Source organism: Streptomyces sp. NPDC088730 (assembly GCF_044751215.1).
Lineage (GTDB): Bacteria > Actinomycetota > Actinomycetes > Streptomycetales > Streptomycetaceae > Streptomyces.
In genome coordinates this window covers 25,320-44,942 of record NZ_JBIVLK010000026.1, presented here as the reverse complement: position 1 = coordinate 44,942, position 19,623 = coordinate 25,320, and the positions used below count along the sequence as shown (strand labels likewise).

Below are 19,623 nucleotides of genomic sequence, written 5' to 3'. Positions count from 1 at the left end.
CCGGCGGGTCCGGCCGTACGAGGCGCACCCACGCCCTGTCCGGGACCCCGGCCGCCCCTCTCCGGTGCGCCGAAGCCGACCGACGCCACCCGGTCCACCACCGTCCCGAGCCGTGCCGGCCGTTCCCCGGGCCGCATCCCGCCAGCTGGCCCCGGCAGTCCGCTTCCAGCGATCCTGCCGGGGCCAGCTGGCGTCTGTTTTGAGTCATGCTCGGTGGGTAATCGGTCTCTTCCGGTTTGACGGCCGCTCACTGCGTCATGGCGAAGAAGGAAGAGTCGGCCGGGTGATATCGACTGTTTCATCCGGACAATCCCGTAAGGCGGACAGCCGCGCCGCTCTCGTACGGTCACCGATCAGCCGTTCCGAGCGGAATGAAACGGCGATTTCAAGCCAGTAAGTGACTGCCGTGTCCGATTTCGAACGCGCGACCGGAAACCGGTCGGCATAATCGCGTCCATGTCGATCACGGGTGGGCACGTCGTTGCTCTGGGCCGGGGCCTGCACGCGTGGCTCCCGCCGAAGCGGGGCTGGGGGCTGGCCAACTGCGGCCTGCTCGTCTCACCCCGGGGTGCGGTCTGGATCGACACCCCGTACGACCCCGTGCTGGCGGGGCAGTTCCTGGCCGAGAGCACGAAACTGCTCCCCGCGGGCGTCACCGTCGACCGGGTGATCGTCACGCACGCCAACGGCGACCACTTCTGGGGCGCGGGCGTGCTCCCGGACGCGGAGATCATCGCGACCCGCGAGGCCCGGGACCACATCCACTACGAGCCCACCCCGAAGCAGCAGCACGCCCTGGTCAACGGCGGCGGTCCGGCCGGCCCGCTCGGCGCCTACCTCGGCCGCCACTTCAGCCCGTTCGACTGGTCCCGGACCGAACCGGTCCAGCCGACCACCTACTTCACCGGCGAGCTCGAACTGACGCTGGGGGAGTACCCGGTCCGGATCACCGCCCTGCCGCCCGCACACACCACCGGTGACCTGATGGTCCACCTGCCCGCCCAGAGTGCCGTGTTCAGCGGCGACATAATCTTCTCCTCGACACCCGCGCAGCCCGGGGACCACCCGATCCACTGGTCGGGCCCGCTGAGCAACGTGATCGCCGCCTGCGAACAGGTGCTGGCCACCGGAGCCGAGACGATCGTGCCGGGCCACGGACCGGTCCTCGACCGGGCCGGGGTACGCGACCACATCGCCTATCTGGAGTACGTACAGGAGCGGGCCCACGCCCTCCACGCCGCCGGGGTCCCCGCACCGGAGGCGGCCCGCCGGGTGATCGGCGAGGGCCGCCACCCCGAACTCGGACTCCCCGAGCGGCTGCTGGTGACGATCGGCAGCGAGTACCGGCAGCTCGACGGCTCCGAGATGCCCGGGGTGCTCCAGGTGATGACCGAAGTGGCCGTGCTCGCCCGGGAAGTGGAGCAGCAGGCCGAGCGGGAAGCGGAACAGCCCGGTCAGCCCGCGGGCGCGGTGGAGTGAGCGCCCGGCCCGCCGCACAGGCCGGGCCACCCGCCCGCCCTCCGGGCCGGGCCGACCGTCCGGTCCTCCGCCGCCCCGGCCGGAGGACCGGCCCGACGACAGAAACGCGGTAACGGCATGGGATGGATCGTGGCGGTGATCGCCGTCGTGGCCGCCGTGGCGGCGACGGCGCGCTCGTACGGGTCCGCCCGCTCGGAACAGCTCGCCGTGGCCCGCGCCGAGCTGACCGAACGGCAGATGAAGGCCGCGGAGGCCCGTACCGCCGCGCTCGTCGACGAGATCCGGCAGCTGGCCCACAGGCGCATCCCGGCCGCCGCGGTCGCCCTCTCGCACTCCAGCGCCCAGGTCCCCGGACTGCGGGAGGCGGCCGAGGTGGACGGCGAGGCCGCCCGGCTGCTCACCGAGGCCGTGCAGGCCGCCAGGACCGCCGTCATCGAGGAGCGGCAGCGCGTCGACGCCGCGGCCCGAGCGGCGATGCGCGGCACCTCGGCCAAGATCCAGTCGCTGCTGAACCAGTCGCAGCAACTGCTGCACGAGCTCCAGCACGAGTACGACGACCCGCGCATCCTGCAACTGGACTTCCGCAACGAACTGGCCCTGCGCCGGACCCAGTCCACCGCCGTGCTCTGCGACGCCTGGCCCGGCCTGGCCCGGCAGAACTCACCGCTCATCGAGATCGTGCTCGGGGCCCAGTCCCGCGTCGCCGGCTACGAGCGCATCAAGGTGGCCAACCACCTGCGCGAGGAACGGCTGGCGCTCGCCGCCAGGGCCGCGGAGCCCCTCGCGATCGCCCTCGCCGAACTGCTCGCCAACGCCACCGCGTACTCCCACCCCGACACCGACGTGACGGTGACGCTCCAGCAGAGCGGCGGCCGGGGCGCGTTCCTGGTCGTCGACGACGCGGGCATCGGCATGGACGAGGACGCGCTCGACCGGGCCCGCGCACTGCTGGCAGGCCCCTCAGAGGTGCTGCTGACCGAGCTGGGCGACCCGCCGCAGACCGGCTTCGCGGTCGTCGGCCGGCTCGTGACGCAGTACGGCTTCCACTGCCACATCGAGGCCTCGCCGTTCGGCGGCATGCGGACCATCCTGCGCGTCCCCGCACATCTGCTGACCGTGCTGAAGGAGGGCCGGACCCTCTCCGCCCTGGCCCCGGAGCCCGTATCCGCGCAGGCCGCCCCGGCCGAGGAGGCCGCCCCCGCCGCCCCCGCGCAGGAACCGCCGAGGGCGCATCCCGTCGCGGAACCGGCCGGACTGCCCAGCAGGCGCCGGCGCGCCCCCCGGCCGGCCGCGGCCCCGGCCCCCGCCGCCGTTCCGGCCGCCGGACAGATGCCCCGTACACCGGAGCAGGCGGAGTCTTCCTGGGCGGCCCTCCAGCAGGGCACCCTCAACGGCAGGAGCGTCGCCGGGCGGGCCCCCGCACCGGAATCGGACGGCCACGACCACCTGGGCGACCAGGACGACCAAGGAGACGACGAGACGTGAGCGCCCCCAGCCCCACCACCGGTGACCTCGCATGGGTGCTGACCCCGCTGCTGGAGCTGCCCGGAGTCCAGCATGCCGTGGTCGCCACCGGTGACGGCCTCATCGAGGGCGCCTCCCCCGGCCTCGACCGGGCGTCCGGCGAACGGGTCGCCGCCATGACGGCCACGCTGCACGCCGCGGCGCGCGCCTTCACCACGGCGTTCACCGACGTCGAGGGCCCGAAACTGGCCCAGACGGTGGTCGAATCCGATCTGGGCTTCGCCGTCGTCGTACCGGCCGGGAACAACACCACCCTCGCCCTCTTCGCCGAACCCGGCGCCAAACTCGGTGACATCGCCTACCAGATGCAGGTGCAGGTCACCGCGCTGACCCGGGCGATGCACGCGCCCGCCCGCCAACCGGACTCCGCCGCCCGGCCATGAGCTCCGGACCGGGACGCCGTCTGATCCCCGCCTATCTGGTCACCGGCGGCCGGTCCCGGCCCGCCGGCCCCGCGCTCGACCGGCTCGCCGTGCTCGTACGCACCGATACGGCCCTGCCCCCGGACACCGGCTCGGAACAGCGCAGGCTCTGCGAGCTGCTGGCACCGGGCGCCCTCACCGTCGTCGAGTGCGCGGCCCACCTGGACCTGCCGGTCAGCGCCACCGTATTCCTGGCCACGGACCTCGCGGCCGCCGGACTTCTGCTCACCCGACCGCCGATACCCAGTGCCGGGGAGATCGACCGGTCGCTCGTCGAGAGGCTGCTCGTTGGACTCCGCTCCCTCCACTGACCGGACCGGCGTCGGCTATCTGCCGACGGCCGCCAGGACCCTGATGAAGATCGTCGTCACGGGTCCCTTCGGCGTGGGCAAGACGACCCTGATCCGTACGCTCTCGGAAATAGCCACCCTCCATACGGAGGAGGCGATGACCCAGTCCAGCACCCTGTTCGACGACACCGCCGGGCTCCCCGACAAGACCACCACCACGGTCGCCATCGACTTCGGACGCCTCACCGTCCTGGACGACCTGGTGCTCTACCTGTTCGGCACACCCGGTCAGCAGCGTTTCCTGCCGCTGTGGGAGGACATCGCACGGGGCGCGCTCGGCGCGCTCGTGCTGGTGGACACCCGGCGGCTCGGAGACTCCTTCGCGGTCATGGACATGGTGGAGGAGCAGGGGCTGCCGTACGCCGTCGCGGTCAACCGCTTCCCCGACGCTCCCGCCCACAGCGACGAGGTGCTGCGCAAACACCTCGACCTCGCCCCCGGGACCCCGCTGATCCAGTGCGACGCCCGGGAACGGCGCGGCAGCATCGACGCCCTGATCGCGCTGGCCGAACACGTGCTGACCCGACTGCCGCGACCCGAGGACCCGTCATGACCCTGTTCGTACAGCCGCCGCAGCCCGTCGCGCTGTACGGCCCCGACTTCGCGGCCGACCCGCACGGCCACTACCGCAGGCTGCGCGAAGAGGGCCCGCTGACGCCGGTCCGGATCGCACCCGGTGTGGAGGCGATGCTGGTCACGGACTACCAGGCGGCCGTCGACCTGCTCCGCGACACCCACACCTTCAGCAAGGACCCCCGCGACTGGCAGGCGACCGTCCCGCCGGACTCGCCGGTGCTGCCCGTGCTCGGCCACCGCCCCACCGCGCTGTTCAGCGACGGCGACGAGCACACCCGCTACCGCGAGGCCATCAACGACAGCCTCGCGCTGATCGAACCGCACATCCTGCGGGCGGAGGTGGCCGGGGCCGCCCAGCGGCTCATCCGGGAGTTCGCCGCCACCGGCACCGGCGACCTCATCGCCCAGTACGCCCGACGGCTCCCGCTGCACGTCTTCATCACCTGGTTCGGCGTCGCCCCCGACGACGGCGAGCGGATCATCGACGGCATCGGCGGCATGATGGACTCGGCCCGGGGCGCCGCGGCGGCGTACGCCGACCTCGTCGACGTCGTCACCCGCCTCGTCGCCGACCGGCGCGCCGGCCCGCGCCGGGACCTGACCTCGTATCTGCTCGCGCATCCGGCCCGTCTCGACAACGACGAGACGGTCCGTCAGATCACCCTGGTGATGAGCGCGGGCCACGACCCCACGACCAACCTCATCGGCAACTCCATCCTGCACATGCTCACCGACGAGCGGTACGCGGGCTCGCTGCACGGGGGAGCGATGACCGCGCACGAGGCGATCAACGAGGTCCTGTGGCAGGAACCGCCGATCGCCAACCTGGCCGCGCACTACCCACGCCACGACACCGAGTTCCACGGGGTACGGCTGCACGCCGGACAGCTGGTCCTGGTCTCCTTCGGCGCCGCCAACACCCAGTCCGCGGCGGTCACCCCGCAAGAAGGCGTCCGCTCCGGGGCCAGCGCCCACCTCGCCTGGTCGGCCGGGCCGCACCGGTGTCCCGCGAAACAGCCCGCGCTGCTCATCGCGATGACCGCGATCGAACAGTTCACCAGCCAGCTGTGCGACGCGGAACTCGCCGTGCCGGTGAGCGAACTGCTCTGGCGGCCGGGCCCCTTCCACCGGGCCCTGGCACACCTTCCGGTCCGCTTCACACCGCTCGACACGACACCCGCCACCGGCCCGGACGAGGGCTCCGCGACCCTCTCCGGCCGCACTCCGAAGGTGCCGATCGGGTCCTGAGCCGTGTCGCTGGTAGGCCGAACGGGTGAGGGGCGAGAGAATTGCCCGATGAACAGTGAGCGCAGCCGGCGCAACGCCGAACGAAGCACAGACGGAGTGGTCCGGTGAGCAGGTACGACAGGTATGACGTCACCGACGAGCAGTGGGAGGGACTGGCCCAGGTCGTCCCCCTGCGCAGCCGCAACGAGTGGCCCTCCCGGGTGGACCACCGGACGGCCCCGGAGGAGCGGGAGAGCGCCGAGCAGCGGCGCATGGTGGTGCTGCGGGTCCAGGTCTTCGCGGACGCGCGCGAGGTGGCCGAGTACCTGGTCGGGCAGGTTCCGGTGCTGCTCGACCTGACCGGCGCGGAACCCGATGTGGCCAAGCGGATCCTGGACTTCACCAGTGGAGTCGTCTTCGGTCTCGGCAGCGGGATGCACCGGGTGGACCGGAACGTCTTCCTGCTGTCGCCCCTCGGCATGGAGGTCGAGGGCGTGACGGCGGCCGGCGTGCCGGGGGTCTGAAGCGTGTTGCGCTGTACCCCGGTGGGCGGCGTGCCATGCGGGCGGGGGAGGCCGTTCCTCCGATGGGAGGACGGGCGATCCGGCGGAACGGTTCGGCGGGGAGGCGGGTGCGTACGGTCCTTGGCATGACCGCACCCAGCCTCCGCGCCGATCCTCCCCGCGCCGATCCTTCGCTGCCACGCGGCGCCGACTCCGCCCGGTGGTCGAAGCGTTGCGCCGGACCCGTCGTGACCGAGCTGCGGCTCGCCGCCTTCGGGGCGCACCGGGGCACGGTCGTGCCGCTGGCCCCGCTCACCCTCCTCACGGGTCCCTCCGGCAGCGGCACGTCGAGTGCGCTGCGGGCCTACGAGGCGCTGTCCCGGCTGGCCGCCGGGTCGCCGCTCGACGAGGTCTTCCCCGATCCGGCGGGGTGCGTGCCCGAAGGGACCGGAGCCGACCGGCGGGGGCGGCGCGGCTTCCGGATCGGGTGCACTGCGGACGGCCCGGTCGGCCCGGTCCGGCTGGAACTCGCCGTCCAGGCCGAGCCGGCCCTCCGGATCGTCGGGGAGCAGCTGACCCTGGACGGGGAGACCCTGCTCAGCACCGCGCTGCGTCATCCGGCGCAGCCGACGCTCCAGGCGGCCTGGCACACCGCCGACGAGCTTCCGGTGACGCGGGAACGGCTGCCGGACGACCGGCTGGGCACGGCCCTGCTGCCCTTGCGGGTCGCGGGCCGGACGCCGGGCCAGCTGCTGGTGCTGGCCGCCGCCGAACAGCTGGTGGTCGCTCTGCGCCCGGCCTTCGTCTGTGAGCCGAGGCCGCACCGGATGCGGACACCGGTGCCGCCGGGCGAGGGCCGGCTCCGCCGCGACTGCGGGAACCTCGCGGCGGTTCTGCACGCCGCGTACGAGGGACAGGGGCATGCGCGCGGACGTGGGCGGGGCGACGGGGGCGGGCACGGAGGCGTGGGCGGGTACGCGTACGGGCGCCGTCATGCCCGGCTGGTCGCGCTGGCGGACGCCGGATGCGCGCGGCCGGTGACCGGGCTCCGCGTCGAGCGGCTCGCGGACGGGCAGGTCCACGCGGTCGTGGGCCGGGGCGACGGGCCGGGTACCCCGCTGGAACGGCTCGGCGACGGCGAACTGCGGTACCTGGCACTGGCCGCGGCCCTGCTCCTGGGGCCTGGGGAGGATCCGGCGGATGCCGACTCCGAGGTGCCGGCGGCCCTGCAGACCCGCACGGTGCTGGCCGACGGGTTCGACCGTGATCTGGACGGGCGGCAGACGCGGGAACTGCTGACCGAGGCGGCCTCCGCGGTGGCCGGCGGCCGGGTCCGGCTGCTCGGCACGGTGACGGAGTCGGGCGCCGCACGGGCCCGCGGGACGGCCGGAGCGACGGTGGTGGACCTCCGGGGAACGGCCGGAGCGACGGTGGCAGACCTCTGTGGGACGGCCGGAGCGACGGTGGCAGACCTCTGCGGGACGGCCGGAGCGACAGTGGCAGACCCCTGCGGAACGGCCGGAGCGACGGTGGTAGACCTGGGGCCGTGACAGAACTCGACGTACCCGCCCTGCAACGACGGCTCGCCGCCTTCGCGGCCGCACGCGACTGGGAGCAGTACCACACCCCGAAGAACCTGGCGTCGGCGCTGAGCGTCGAGGCATCCGAACTCATGGAGATCTTCCAGTGGCTGACGCCGGAGCAGTCGGTCCGGGTGATGGAGGAGCCCGGTTCCGCGCACCGGGTGTCGGACGAGGTCGCCGATGTCCTCGCCTATCTGCTGCAGTTCTGCGCAGTGCTGGACATCGACCCGCTCGCGGCGCTGGCGGCCAAGATCGAGCGGAATGAGGCGCGCTTCCCGGCCACGAAAGGCCCGGATACAGCCGACCGTCACTCTTCGGAGTGATCCACTTATTCACAGTCGATAAGGTGTCCACAGATTTCCGAAATCCTCTGGCTTTTCGGTACCACCACCCTCACTGTGGGTAATGGGAGAGGTGAGTGGGTTTTCGTACCGAACGGGGGCAACACATGGAAGCGGAGCGGTTGGTAGCGGTCATCAGGCAGGCGCTGGCCCGGAGCAGGGGCACGCCGGACATCATCGCCGAGGCCTGGCAGGCCCAGGCCCTTGCGCAGGCGGTCGGAAGCAGGCTGGCGGCGAGCGGCCCCAAGGAGTTACGGGGCGAGGCGGGAGGCCTCAGCGAGATCGGCGGAAGAAGCAACGGGGCCCTTGACCACCCGGCGGCGCGGGCCGGGGTGGCCAGGGCGGCGCAGCTCTCCGAGGTGGCCGACCCGCGCTCCGCGCTGACGGGGCTCGGCACGCTGCTGGGGGAGGTGGGGATCGCCCTGGTGGGGGTGGCGTGCGAGACGGATGAACAGAGCCTGTACTGGCAGTGCATGGAGGCGATCGACGCCGCCGACGAGTCGACGGACCGGGTTCACGGAATGCTCCGGCTCCTCGACGAACGGGACCGGGAACGCCGGGAGGATCTGGAGCGCAGCAGGGAGCGGGACGGCCCTCACGGAGTGCTGCACGGACCGGCGGGTCCGGCTGCCGGCCGGTCCTGAGCGTCCCTCGCGCCCGGGACGATCCGGACACCGCGGCGGCGACAGGGGGGCGGGAGAAGGACGGGCGGAGTCCGGGGGTGCAGGATGGATCCATGGATCTTCGAATCTTCACCGAGCCCCAGCAAGGGGCGAGCTACGACACCCTGCTCACCGTCGCCAAGGCGACGGAGGACCTCGGCTTCGACGCCTTCTACCGTTCCGACCACTATCTGCGCATGGGAGGGGGAGACGGACTCCCCGGCCCGACGGACGCCTGGATCACGCTCGCCGGGCTGGCGCGCGAGACCAAGCGGATCCGCCTCGGCACGCTGATGACGGCGGGGACGTTCCGGCTCCCCGGCGTGCTCGCCATCCAGGTGGCACAGGTCGACCAGATGTCCGGCGGCCGGGTGGAACTGGGTCTGGGAGCGGGCTGGTTCGAGGATGAGCACAAGGCGTACGGCATCCCTTTCCCGCAGGAGAAGTTCGGCCGGCTGGAGGAGCAGCTGGCGATCATCACCGGTCTGTGGTCGACCGAGGTCGGCAAGACGTTCAGCTACGACGGCACGTACTACCAGCTCACCGACTCGCCCGCACTGCCCAAGCCGGCGCAGGCCAAGGTGCCGGTACTGATCGGCGGGCACGGTGCGAAGCGCACGCCGAGGCTCGCCGCCAAGTACGCCGACGAGTTCAATATCCCCTTCGCCGGCCTGGAGGACAGCGAGCAGCAGTTCGGCCGGGTCAGGGAAGCGGCCGCGGCGGCGGGCCGGGGGCCGGACGATCTGGTGTACTCCAACGCGCTGGTCGTCTGTGTCGGCAAGGACGACGCCGAGGTCGCGCGCCGTGCCGCCGTCATCGGGCGGGACGTGTCGGAGCTCAAGGCGAACGGCCTGGCGGGTTCGCCCGCCGAAGTGGTCGACAAGATCGGCCGGTTCGAGGCCATCGGTGCTTCGAGGATCTACCTCCAGGTGCTGGATCTCGATGACCTGGATCACCTGGAACTGATCTCGTCGCAGGTCCAGACCCAGCTCACCTGAGACCGGGAGGAGTACCCGTGCGGCCCGTCCCCGGTCCTGGCCGTGACGCCCACGCCTCCGGTGGGCGGCCGTTCGCCGGGACGCCGTCCCGTCCCCTCGCGGCCGCCCTCGCGGCGGGGACGGTCCTGCTCGACGGCGGCCTCTCCAGCCAGCTGGAGTCGCAGGGCTGCGATCTGTCCGACGCGCTGTGGTCCGCCCGGCTGCTGGCCGACGGGCCCGAGCAGATCGAACGGGCGCACACGGCATATGTGCGGGCGGGCGCGCAGGTGCTGATCACCGCCAGTTATCAGGCGAGTTTCGAAGGGTTCGGGCGGCGCGGAGCCGGTCGGGCCGAGACGGCCGCCCTGTTCGCCCGCAGTGTGGAGCTGGCCCGGCGCGCGGCCGCTTCGGTGGAGCGGGATGTGTGGGTCGCCGCCTCGGTCGGCCCGTACGGGGCGGTGACGGCGGACGGCGCCGAGTACCGGGGCCGGTACGGACTCTCGGTCCGGGAGCTGGAACGCTTCCACCGCCCCCGGATCGAGGCGCTGGCCGCCGCCGGCCCCGACGCGCTGGCGCTGGAGACGGTGCCGGACACCGATGAGGCGGAGGCGCTCCTGCGGGCCGCGGAGGAGACCGGGTTGCCGGTCTGGCTCTCCTACACCGTGGCGCGGGGGGAGACCAGGGCGGGACAGCCGCTGGCGGAGGCGTTCGGCCTCGCGGCGGGGTACGAACGGGTGGTGGCGGTCGGGGTGAACTGCTGCGATCCGGCCGACGCGGACCTCGCGGTACGGACGGCGGCGGAGGTGACCGGCAAGCCCGTCGTGGTCTACCCGAACAGCGGGGAGCGCTGGGAAGCCGGGGGACGGGGGTGGACCGGCGGCGCCACGTTCGATCCCGGCCGGGTCCGGGCCTGGCGGGCGGCCGGCGCACGGCTGGTCGGAGGCTGCTGCCGGGTCGGCCCGGATACCATCGGGGAACTGGCCGCGCTGCTCGCTCCGCCGGGGGCGCACCACCGGGAAGGAGGGCGGGAAGAACCGGAGCCGGGCTGAAATTGCCTGGTGGGAGGGAGTGAACCGGACCATACTCAAACGCGTGTTCCTGACGATCAGTACAACCGGCAACCCGGAGCGTCCCGCCACCGATCTCGGATTCCTGCTGCACAAGCATCCCGAGAAGGCGCAGACGTACTCCACCTCCCACGGCACCGCGCACGTCTTCTATCCCGAGGCGTCCGCGGAGCGGTGCACAGCGGCGCTGCTGCTGGAGGTGGACCCGGTGGCGCTGGTGCGCAGGGGCAAGGGCAAGGGCCGGGGCGGTGCCCCCGACGCGGCACTCGCCCAGTACGTCAACGACCGCCCGTACGCGGCCTCCTCGCTGCTGTCCGTCGCGATGAGCACCGTCTTCAAGTCCGCGCTGAGCGGCACCTGCCGGGCGATGCCCGAGCGGGCCGAGGGGACGCTGCCGCTGCGGATCGAGGTGCCCGCGCTGCCGGCCCGTGGCGGTGCCGATCTGGTGCGGGCCCTCTTCGGTCCGCTCGGCTGGTCGCGGGTGGACGCGGTGGCCGTACCGCTGGACGAGCGGTTCCCCGAGTGGGGGGACTCGCGGTACGTACGGCTGGTGCTGGAAGGCGAGTTGCGGCTGGCGGACGCGCTGCGGCAGCTGTACGTCCTGCTGCCGGTGCTCGACGACGCGAAGCACTACTGGGTGTCGCCGGACGAGGTGGACAAGTTGCTGCGCGCCGGTGAGGGCTGGCTGGCCGATCACCCCGAGCAGAAGCTGATCACCAGCCGTTATCTGGCCCGGCGCTGGGGGCTGACCAGGCAGGCGATGGAGCGCCTGGAGCTGGTCCGGCTCGCGGAGTCGGACGACCTCGACGTCGAGAGCGTCGACAACGCGGTCGACGAGACGGCCGACACGGAGGAGCGGCCGGTGCCGCTCGCGGAGCAGCGGCGGACCGCGATCCTGGCCGCGCTGACCGGCGCCGGAGCGAGCCGGGTGCTCGACCTGGGCTGCGGACAGGGCCAGTTGGTGCAGGCCCTGCTGAAGGACGTGCGTTTCACGGAGATCGTCGGGGTCGACGTGTCGATGCGCGCCCTCACCGTCGCCTCGCGCCGGCTGAAGCTGGACCGGATGGGGGAGCGGCAGGCCGCTCGCGTGACGCTTCAGCAGGGCTCGCTCACGTACACGGACAAGCGGCTCAAGGGCTACGACGCGGCGGTGCTCAGCGAGGTCATCGAGCATCTCGACCTGCCCCGGCTGCCCGCGCTGGAGTACGCGGTGTTCGGCTCGGCCAGGCCCCGCACCGTCCTGGTGACCACGCCGAACGTCGAGTACAACGTCCGCTGGGAGACGCTCCCGGCCGGGCACGTCCGGCACGGCGACCACCGCTTCGAATGGACCCGGGCCGAGTTCCGGGACTGGGCGGGCGAAGTGGCCCGCCGGCACGGGTACGGGGTGGAGTTCGTCCCCGTCGGCACCGACGACCCCGAGGTGGGGCCGCCGACCCAGATGGCCGTGTTCACCATGACCGCGGCCGACGAGAAGGAGAAGGAGGCGAAAGCCGCATGAGCGGGACCGACACCAGCACCAGTGACAGCACCAGCCGGAGCGCCCCGCGCGTCCTGCCGGTGACCGATCTCTCCCTTGTGGTCCTCATCGGGGCGAGCGGCTCGGGCAAGTCCACCTTCGCCCGCCGACACTTCAGGCCGACGGAGGTCGTCTCCTCGGACTTCTGCCGGGGCCTGGTCGCCGACGACGAGAACGACCAGAGCGCCAGCCGGGACGCCTTCGACGTCCTGCACTACATCGCGGGCAAGCGGCTGGCCGCCGGGCGGCTGACCGTCGTCGACGCCACGAACGTCCAGCCCGAGAGCCGGCGGCAGCTGGTGAAGCTGGCCCGGGAGCACGACGTGCTGCCCATCGCGATCGTGCTGGACCTGCCGGAGGAGGTCTGCCAGGCACGCAACGCCGCCCGCCCCGACCGGGCGGGCATGGGCCGCCACGTCGTCCAGCGCCACCGCCGCGAGCTGCGCCGCTCGCTTCGCGGACTGGAGCGCGAGGGCTTCCGCAAGGTCCACGTCCTGCGCACGGAGGACGAGGCCGGGCACGCCGAAGTGGTGCGGGAGCGCCGCTACAACGACCTCCGCCACCTCACCGGCCCGTTCGACATCATCGGTGACATCCACGGCTGCAGCTCCGAGCTGGAGACCCTGCTCCGCAAGCTCGGCTACGCGGACGGGGCGCACCCCGAGGGGCGTACCGCGGTCTTCGTCGGAGACCTCGTCGACCGCGGACCCGACAGCCCCGGCGTGCTGCGCCGCGTGATGTCGATGGTGTCGGAAGGCAACGCGCTCTGCGTGCCCGGCAACCACGAGAACAAGCTCGGCCGCTACCTCAAGGGCCGCAAGGTCCAGCAGACCCACGGACTCGCGGAGACCGTCGAGCAGCTGGAGCGGGAGGACGGCAAGGACCCGGAGTTCCGCAAGCGGGTCGCGGAGTTCATCGACGGGCTCGTCAGCCACTACGTGCTGGACGGCGGCAAGCTGGTCGTCTGCCACGCCGGGCTGCCGGAGAAGTACCACGGGCGCACCTCCGGACGAGTGCGTTCGCACGCGCTGTACGGCGACACCACGGGCGAGACCGACGCGTTCGGCCTGCCGGTGCGCTACCCGTGGGCGGAGGACTACCGGGGCCGGGCCACGGTCGTCTACGGCCACACCCCCGTACCCACCACCTCCTGGGTCAACAACACCATCTGCCTGGACACCGGCGCCGTCTTCGGCGGGAGGATGACCGCGCTGCGCTGGCCGGAGCGTGAGCTCGTCGACGTACCGGCCGAGCGGGTCTGGTACGAGCCGGCGAAGCCGCTGGCCACCGAGGCGCCGGGCGGGCACGAGGGCCGTCCGCTGGACCTCGGCGACGTGCGGGGCCGCCGGATCGTGGAGACCCGGCACATGGGCCGGATCGCGGTGCGCGAGGAGAACGCGGCGGCCGCGCTGGAGGTCATGAGCCGGTTCGCCGTCGACCCCCGGCTGCTGGCCTACCTGCCGCCGACCATGGCGCCGACGGCCACCTCGAAGGAGGAGGGTTACCTGGAGCACCCGGCCGAGGCGTTCGCCCAGTACCGGGCGGACGGCGTGGCCAGGGTCGTGTGCGAGGAGAAGCACATGGGCTCCCGGGCGGTCGCCCTGGTCTGCCGGGACGCCGACGTGGCGCGGGAACGCTTCGGGACGGGGGACGCCGCCGCCGGGGGAGTGGGCGGCCCGACGGGCGCCCTGCACACCCGTACCGGACGCCCGTTCCTGGACGACGCCGCGCTGACCGAGGTGGTCCTCGGCCGGCTGCGCGCGGCCGTCACCGCCGCCGGGCTGTGGGAGGAGTGGGACACCGACTGGGTGCTGCTCGACGCCGAGCTGATGCCCTGGTCCCTCAAGGCGGCCGGACTGCTCCGCTCGCAGTACGCGGCGGTCGGCGCCGCGTCCGGCGCCGTCCTCCCCGCGGCGGAGGCCGCCCTCGCGGCAGCGGCGGAGCGCGGCATCGACGTCGGCGCGCTCGCGGACCGGCAGCGCGGCCGGGCCGAGGACGCGGCCGCGTTCACGGAGGCCTATCGCCGTTACTGCTGGAGCACAGAGGGGCTGGACGGAGTGCGGCTGGCGCCGTTCCAGGTCCTCGCGGTGCGGGGCCGCTCGCTTGCCACCGTTCCCCATGACGAGCAGCTGGGCTGGCTGGACCGGCTGGTGGAGCACGACCCCACGGGGCTGCTCCAGGTCACCCGGCGGCTCGTCGTCGACACCGCCGACGAGGCGTCGGTGCGCTCCGGCATCGACTGGTGGCGGGAGATGACCGGCCGGGGCGGCGAGGGCATGGTGGTCAAGCCGCTCGACGCGTTCGCCAGGGACGGCGAGGGGCGGCTGGTCCAGCCGGGCATCAAGGTGCGGGGCCGGGAGTACCTGCGGATCATCTACGGACCCGAGTACACCCGCCCGGAGAACCTGGAGCGGCTGCGCGGGCGGTTCCTCGGCCACAAGCGCTCGCTCGCCCTGCGCGAGTACGCGTTGGGGCTCGAAGCCCTGGACCGGCTGGCCGGTGGCGAGCCGCTGTGGCGGGTGCACGAGGCGGTGTTCGCGGTGCTGGCATTGGAGTCGGAGCCGGTGGACCCTCGCCTGTAGTGCCGCTGGGCCCTCGCCTGTGGTGGAGGTCCGCGCAGGAATCGGCAGGCGATTCGCCGGGTGAACGGCGCTCCGCGCGGTGAGGATATGGGCATGGGATTCCATGTCGACTCCGAGGCCGGGCGGCTGCGCCGCGTCATCCTGCACCGCCCCGATCTGGAACTGAAACGGCTCACCCCGAGCAACAAGGACGCGCTGCTCTTCGACGACGTGCTCTGGGTGCGCCGGGCCCGCCAGGAGCACGACGGGTTCGCGGACGTGCTGCGCGACCGGGGCGTGGAGGTGCACCTCTTCGGCGACCTGCTCCGCGAGTCGCTGGAGATCCCGGTGGCCCGGCGCCTCGTGCTGGACCGGGTCTTCGAGGAGAAGGAGTACGGCCCGCTCGCCACCGAACACCTGCGGGCCGCCTTCGAGGAGCTGTCCGCCACCGAACTCTGCGAGGCCCTGGTCGGCGGCATGACCAAGCGGGAGTTCCTGGAACGGCACCGCGAACCGACCTCGGTCCGCTTCCACGTCATGGATCTGGACGACTTCCTGCTCGGGCCGCTGCCGAACCACCTCTTCACCCGTGACACCTCGGCGTGGATCTACGACGGGGTCTCCATCAACGCCATGCGCTGGCCCGCCCGGCAGCGCGAGACCGTCCACTTCGAGGCGATCTACGGGCACCATCCGCTCTTCAACGGCCCCGACGCGGGCGCCTTCCACCACTGGTCGCAGGGGCAGGACGACTACCCCTCCACCATCGAGGGCGGCGACGTCCTGGTCATCGGCCGGGGCGCCGTCCTCATCGGGATGAGCGAGCGCACCACCCCGCAGGCGGTGGAGATGCTGGCCCGCGGACTCTTCGACGCCGGGTCCGCCCGGACGATCGTGGCGCTCGACATGCCCAAGAGCCGGGCCTTCATGCACCTCGACACGGTGATGACGATGGTCGACGGGGACACCTTCACCAAGTACGCGGGCCTGGGCATGCTCCGCTCGTACACCATCGAGCCGGGGGACGGCCCGCGCGATCTCAAGGTCACCGACCATCCGCCCGAGCACATGCACCGCGCCATCGCGGCGGCGCTGGGACTGGACTCGATCCGGGTCCTCACCGCCACCCAGGACGTGCACGCCGCCGAGCGCGAGCAGTGGGACGACGGCTGCAACGTGCTGGCCGTCGAACCGGGCGTCGTCGTCGCCTACGAGCGCAACGTCACCACCAACACCCACCTGCGCAAGGAGGGGATCGAGGTCATCGAGATCCGCGGCAGCGAACTGGGCCGGGGCCGGGGCGGGCCCCGCTGCATGAGCTGCCCCGTGGTGCGCGATCCGGTGTAGGGCCTCTCGTCTGGGTCCCGCCGGGCTCGCGAGGTCCGGCCGGACCGGACGGAAGACCCCGGCGGGTCGGCGGGAGGGCGCCCCGAACGCCCTGTATAGCGATGCATTGCATCGTATAGACTTCCAGGGTTACCGTATGCGTCCCCCCGCCCGACCCAGGAGCAGTCACCATGGCCATAGACCTCGCAGGCCGCCACTTCGTCAAGGAGCTGGACTTCACGGCCGAGGAGTTCCGCGGCCTGATCGACCTGGCCGCCGAGCTGAAGGCCGCGAAGAAGGCGGGGACCGAGGTGCAGCGGCTGCGCGGCCGGAACATCGCGCTGATCTTCGAGAAGACCTCGACCCGTACCCGGTGCGCGTTCGAGGTCGCCGCCGCCGATCAGGGTGCGGCCACCACGTACCTCGACCCTTCCGGCTCCCAGATGGGGCACAAGGAGTCGGTGAAGGACACCGCGCGCGTCCTGGGCCGGATGTTCGACGGGATCGAGTACCGGGGTGACAGCCAGGCGGCCATCGAGGAGCTGGCGGAGTACGGCGGGGTGCCGGTCTTCAACGGCCTCTCCGACGACTGGCACCCCACCCAGATGCTCGCCGACTACCTCACCATGACCGAGCACAGCACGAAGCCGCTGGAGCGCATCGCCTTCGCCTACCTCGGTGACGCCCGGTTCAACATGGGCAACTCCTACCTGGTCACCGGCGCCCTGCTGGGCATGGACGTGCGGATCGTCGCGCCGAGGGCCTACTGGCCCGCCGACGGGATCGTCGCGGAGGCCCGCAGGCTCGCGGAGGCCAGCGGGGCGACCGTCACGCTCACCGAGGACATCGCGGAGGGCGTGCGCGGCGCCGACTTCGTCGCCACCGACGTCTGGGTCTCGATGGGGGAGCCCAAGGAGGTCTGGGACGAGCGCATCGCCGCCCTCGCGCCGTACGCCGTCACCATGGACGTCCTGCGGGCCACCGGCAACGCCGACGTGAAGTTCCTGCACTGCCTCCCGGCCTACCACGACCTCGGCACGAAGGTGGGGCGGGAGATCCACGCCCGGCACGGTCTGACCGAGCTGGAGGTCAGCGACGAGGTCTTCGAGTCGGCCCACTCGGTCGTCTTCGACGAGGCGGAGAACCGGATGCACACGATCAAGGCGGTGCTGGTCGCGACGCTGGCCGGGCGCTGATCGGGACATACCGCATGTTCATACGCTCAATTGGGTGAACATGCGCATGGGTACCTATCATGGTGCCGTTGGTGGGGTTCGGGCTCGCACGCTCGAACCCCATTTTCGTGCGCCCCACCGGTCCCCACGGCCCTCGGCGCACCCCCCCCGCATGCGCCACCAGAGATGAGAACCGCCCCGTGAGCCCCCTGCGTCCGCCCGGCCCGCCGTACCGCGTCAAGGACCCCCACCAGCTGATCGCGGAGTCGGGGGCCGACCTGGAGGGGCACGGCCTCAAACGCACCATGGGCCTCTTCCAGCTCGTGTGCTTCGGAGTCGGCGCCGTCGTCGGCACCGGCATCTTCGTCGGCCTCTCCGACAGCGTGGCCGAGGCCGGACCCGCCGTCGTGCTGTCCTTCGTCCTCGCCGCGGTCACCTGCATCTTCACCGCCTTCTCCTTCGCCGAGCTGGGCAGCGCGATCCCGGTGTCCGGCAGCTCCTACTCCTTCGCCTACGCCACCCTCGGTGAACGCGTCGCCTTCCTCGTGGGCTGGTGCCTGCTCCTGGAGTACGGGGTGTCCGTCTCCGCCGTGGCGGTGGGCTGGAGCCAGTACGTGAACGAACTGCTCGACAGCCTCTTCGGACGGCAGCTGCCCGCCGCGCTCTCCGCCGGACCCGGTGACGGCGGTGTGATCAATCTGCCCGCGGTCATCGTGGTCATGATGGCGGCCGCCCTGCTGGTTCGGGGCATCCGGGAGAGCGCCGGAGCCACCGCCGCGATGGCGGTCCTCAAGATCACCGTCCTGGTGATGTTCTGCGCCATCGCCTTCACCGCCTTCGAGCACGGCAACCTCACCCCGTTCGCGGCCCACGGCGCGGGCGGCGTCACCGCGGGGGCGTCGCTGGCGTTCTTCTCGTACATCGGGTTCGACGCCATCACCACCGCGGGGGAGGAGGTCAAGAACCCCCGGCGCGACATCCCGGCCGCGATCATGATCTGCATCGGCCTGGTGACGCTGCTCTACTGCGCGGTCGCCCTCGCCGCCATCGGCGCCCTCGGCCCGGACGCCGTCTCGGACAAGCCGGCCGCGCTCTCGCTGATCGTCGACCGGGTCACCGGCTCGACGGTCGGCGGCGGGATCATCGCCTTCGGGGCGATCGTCGCCATCGCCTCTGTCGTCCTCGCGGTGATGTACGGGCAGACCCGCGTCCTGATGTCGATGTCGCGCGACGGCCTGGTCCCGCGGGTCTTCGAACGGGTCTCGCCGCGCACCTCGACGCCGGTGGCCAACACCTGGATCGTGGCCACCGTCTTCGCCGTCCCGGCCGCCTTCTCGTCACTCGACGTGGTGGTGAACCTGACGACCATCGGCACGCTGGCCACCATGGTCGCGGTCAACATCGCGGTGATCGTGCTGCGCCGCCGCAACCCCGAGGTGCGCGGCGCCTTCCGGATCCCGCTCCACCCCGTCGGCCCGCTTCTCGGCGTCGGCTTCTGCGTCTACCTCATGTACGGGACCGGCTGGACGACCTGGGCGCAGTTCGCGGTGTTCCTCGCGGCCGGCGCGGTGCTGTACGCCTGCTACGGCCGAAGCCGGTCCCGGCTGGCGGGCCGGACCGGAGCCTGACCGCTGCGAGGCGCGCCGGCGTCAGTCCACAGGGCCGGCCTGCGACGGCAGGGTGAACCACACCGCCTTGCCCCCTTCCGTCGTGCGGTGACCGCAGGACGAGCTGAGGGTGCGGATCAGCAGCAGCCCCCGGCCGTGCTCCTGCCAGGGGTCCGGCGCGCTGTCGGGGCCGGGGCGGGAGAGATCGCCCGGCGGCGCGGGGTCGCGGTCGTGCACCTCCACCTGGCAGCCGGTCGGCAGCAGCTCCACCACCAGCTCGACCGGCTCGTCGCCCAGGGTGTGCTCCACCGCGTTCGCGACCAGTTCGGCCGTGAGGAGTTCGGCGGTGTAGCTGTCCGCCGAGGCCTCGATGTCCGCCAGCGCCGTGCGGATCAGGGCGCGTGCGATCGGCACGGCCGCGGCCGTGTGCGGCAGCGCGATCCGCCAGGAGGCGGGGACGGGGACATCGGGCGGCACGGCGGGTTCCATTCGGAGTCGAGACGTTCCTGGAACGCATTGCTTCTAGGTTCAACCGTACGAAGCATCGCGGCTCGGACAAGGGGCTGTCGACCGGCACGAAGGGGGACTTTCGTCACTGTGCTCCCCGCCCCACGTGTCCGAGGCCGCCCGTTCCGTCCCTCATCTATCGTGCACTCGTGACGGGAGTCACGTACGAGTGATAAATTCGACGCAAGCAGCAGCCCGACGGCTGAAGGGGACCACC

The 19,623-nt window shown here is 72.2% G+C and carries 18 protein-coding genes; 17 read left to right on the top strand and 1 reads right to left on the bottom strand.

Annotation, left to right across the window (positions count from 1 at the left end; translation table 11 throughout):
- Nucleotides 1-456 precede the first annotated feature (456 nt).
- From ACIP89_RS36525 to ACIP89_RS36445, 17 genes are all read left to right on the top strand, one after another.
- Entirely contained in the window at nucleotides 457-1,479 is a 1,023-nt protein-coding gene (locus ACIP89_RS36525) for an MBL fold metallo-hydrolase (protein ID WP_401929477.1), read from the top strand.
- Between the two features lie 117 nt (nucleotides 1,480-1,596).
- On the top strand, nucleotides 1,597-2,964 hold the full coding sequence (locus ACIP89_RS36520) for an ATP-binding protein (RefSeq protein ID WP_401929475.1): 1,368 nt from the start codon (nucleotides 1,597-1,599) through the stop codon (nucleotides 2,962-2,964).
- Entirely contained in the window at nucleotides 2,961-3,386 is a 426-nt protein-coding gene (locus tag ACIP89_RS36515; RefSeq protein WP_401929474.1) for a roadblock/LC7 domain-containing protein, read from the top strand. The genes ACIP89_RS36520 and ACIP89_RS36515 overlap by 4 nt, the downstream gene beginning before the upstream one ends.
- Entirely contained in the window at nucleotides 3,383-3,736 is a 354-nt protein-coding gene (locus ACIP89_RS36510) for a DUF742 domain-containing protein (RefSeq protein ID WP_073734775.1), read from the top strand. Before ACIP89_RS36515 ends, ACIP89_RS36510 begins: the two co-directional genes overlap by 4 nt.
- Nucleotides 3,714-4,328: a GTP-binding protein gene (locus ACIP89_RS36505; protein WP_401929472.1), complete on the top strand. Its 615-nt coding sequence runs from the start codon at nucleotides 3,714-3,716 to the stop codon at nucleotides 4,326-4,328. The genes ACIP89_RS36510 and ACIP89_RS36505 overlap by 23 nt, the downstream gene beginning before the upstream one ends.
- Nucleotides 4,325-5,599 carry a cytochrome P450 gene (locus tag ACIP89_RS36500; RefSeq protein ID WP_401933703.1) on the top strand — a complete coding sequence of 425 codons (1,275 nt, stop codon included), beginning with the start codon at nucleotides 4,325-4,327 and terminating at the stop codon, nucleotides 5,597-5,599. The genes ACIP89_RS36505 and ACIP89_RS36500 overlap by 4 nt, the downstream gene beginning before the upstream one ends.
- 104 nt (nucleotides 5,600-5,703) lie before the next feature.
- Nucleotides 5,704-6,102, top strand: a complete 399-nt coding sequence (locus tag ACIP89_RS36495; RefSeq protein ID WP_401933700.1) for a cell division protein SepF — start codon at nucleotides 5,704-5,706, stop codon at nucleotides 6,100-6,102.
- Between the two features lie 125 nt (nucleotides 6,103-6,227).
- On the top strand, nucleotides 6,228-7,631 hold the full coding sequence (locus ACIP89_RS36490; RefSeq protein WP_402118758.1) for an ATP-binding protein: 1,404 nt from the start codon (nucleotides 6,228-6,230) through the stop codon (nucleotides 7,629-7,631).
- On the top strand, nucleotides 7,628-7,987 hold the full coding sequence (locus tag ACIP89_RS36485) for a nucleotide pyrophosphohydrolase (protein ID WP_401929464.1): 360 nt from the start codon (nucleotides 7,628-7,630) through the stop codon (nucleotides 7,985-7,987). The genes ACIP89_RS36490 and ACIP89_RS36485 overlap by 4 nt, the downstream gene beginning before the upstream one ends.
- 125 nt (nucleotides 7,988-8,112) lie before the next feature.
- Nucleotides 8,113-8,649, top strand: a complete 537-nt coding sequence (locus ACIP89_RS36480; RefSeq protein WP_401929462.1) for a DUF6099 family protein — start codon at nucleotides 8,113-8,115, stop codon at nucleotides 8,647-8,649.
- Between the two features lie 92 nt (nucleotides 8,650-8,741).
- Complete coding sequence (locus tag ACIP89_RS36475) at nucleotides 8,742-9,665, top strand: LLM class F420-dependent oxidoreductase (protein ID WP_401929460.1); 924 nt, start codon at nucleotides 8,742-8,744, stop codon at nucleotides 9,663-9,665.
- Nucleotides 9,666-9,790: 125 nt separating this feature from the next.
- On the top strand, nucleotides 9,791-10,693 hold the full coding sequence (mmuM, locus tag ACIP89_RS36470; RefSeq protein WP_402118776.1) for a homocysteine S-methyltransferase: 903 nt from the start codon (nucleotides 9,791-9,793) through the stop codon (nucleotides 10,691-10,693).
- Nucleotides 10,694-10,736: 43 nt separating this feature from the next.
- The gene (locus ACIP89_RS36465; RefSeq protein ID WP_402118755.1) at nucleotides 10,737-12,212 is read left to right on the top strand and encodes a 3' terminal RNA ribose 2'-O-methyltransferase Hen1; all 1,476 of its coding nucleotides are present in this window, start codon (nucleotides 10,737-10,739) and stop codon (nucleotides 12,210-12,212) included.
- Entirely contained in the window at nucleotides 12,209-14,812 is a 2,604-nt protein-coding gene (locus ACIP89_RS36460; RefSeq protein WP_402118753.1) for a polynucleotide kinase-phosphatase, read from the top strand. The genes ACIP89_RS36465 and ACIP89_RS36460 overlap by 4 nt, the downstream gene beginning before the upstream one ends.
- A gap of 93 nt (nucleotides 14,813-14,905) precedes the next feature.
- Nucleotides 14,906-16,138 (top strand): arginine deiminase, encoded by a 1,233-nt coding sequence (locus ACIP89_RS36455; RefSeq protein WP_401929454.1) that lies wholly within the window; start codon nucleotides 14,906-14,908, stop codon nucleotides 16,136-16,138.
- Nucleotides 16,139-16,308: 170 nt separating this feature from the next.
- Nucleotides 16,309-17,313, top strand: coding sequence for an ornithine carbamoyltransferase (argF, locus tag ACIP89_RS36450; RefSeq protein WP_401929453.1), 1,005 nt, complete (start codon nucleotides 16,309-16,311; stop codon nucleotides 17,311-17,313).
- A 179-nt stretch (nucleotides 17,314-17,492) separates the two neighbouring features.
- Nucleotides 17,493-18,920 carry an amino acid permease gene (locus tag ACIP89_RS36445; protein ID WP_402118750.1) on the top strand — a complete coding sequence of 476 codons (1,428 nt, stop codon included), beginning with the start codon at nucleotides 17,493-17,495 and terminating at the stop codon, nucleotides 18,918-18,920.
- 21 nt (nucleotides 18,921-18,941) lie between these two features.
- On the opposite strand, the gene ACIP89_RS36440 is transcribed toward ACIP89_RS36445, so the two are convergent.
- Nucleotides 18,942-19,376, bottom strand: a complete 435-nt coding sequence (locus ACIP89_RS36440) for an ATP-binding protein (RefSeq protein ID WP_402118775.1) — start codon at nucleotides 19,374-19,376, stop codon at nucleotides 18,942-18,944.
- Between the last annotated feature and the right edge of the window lie 247 nt (nucleotides 19,377-19,623).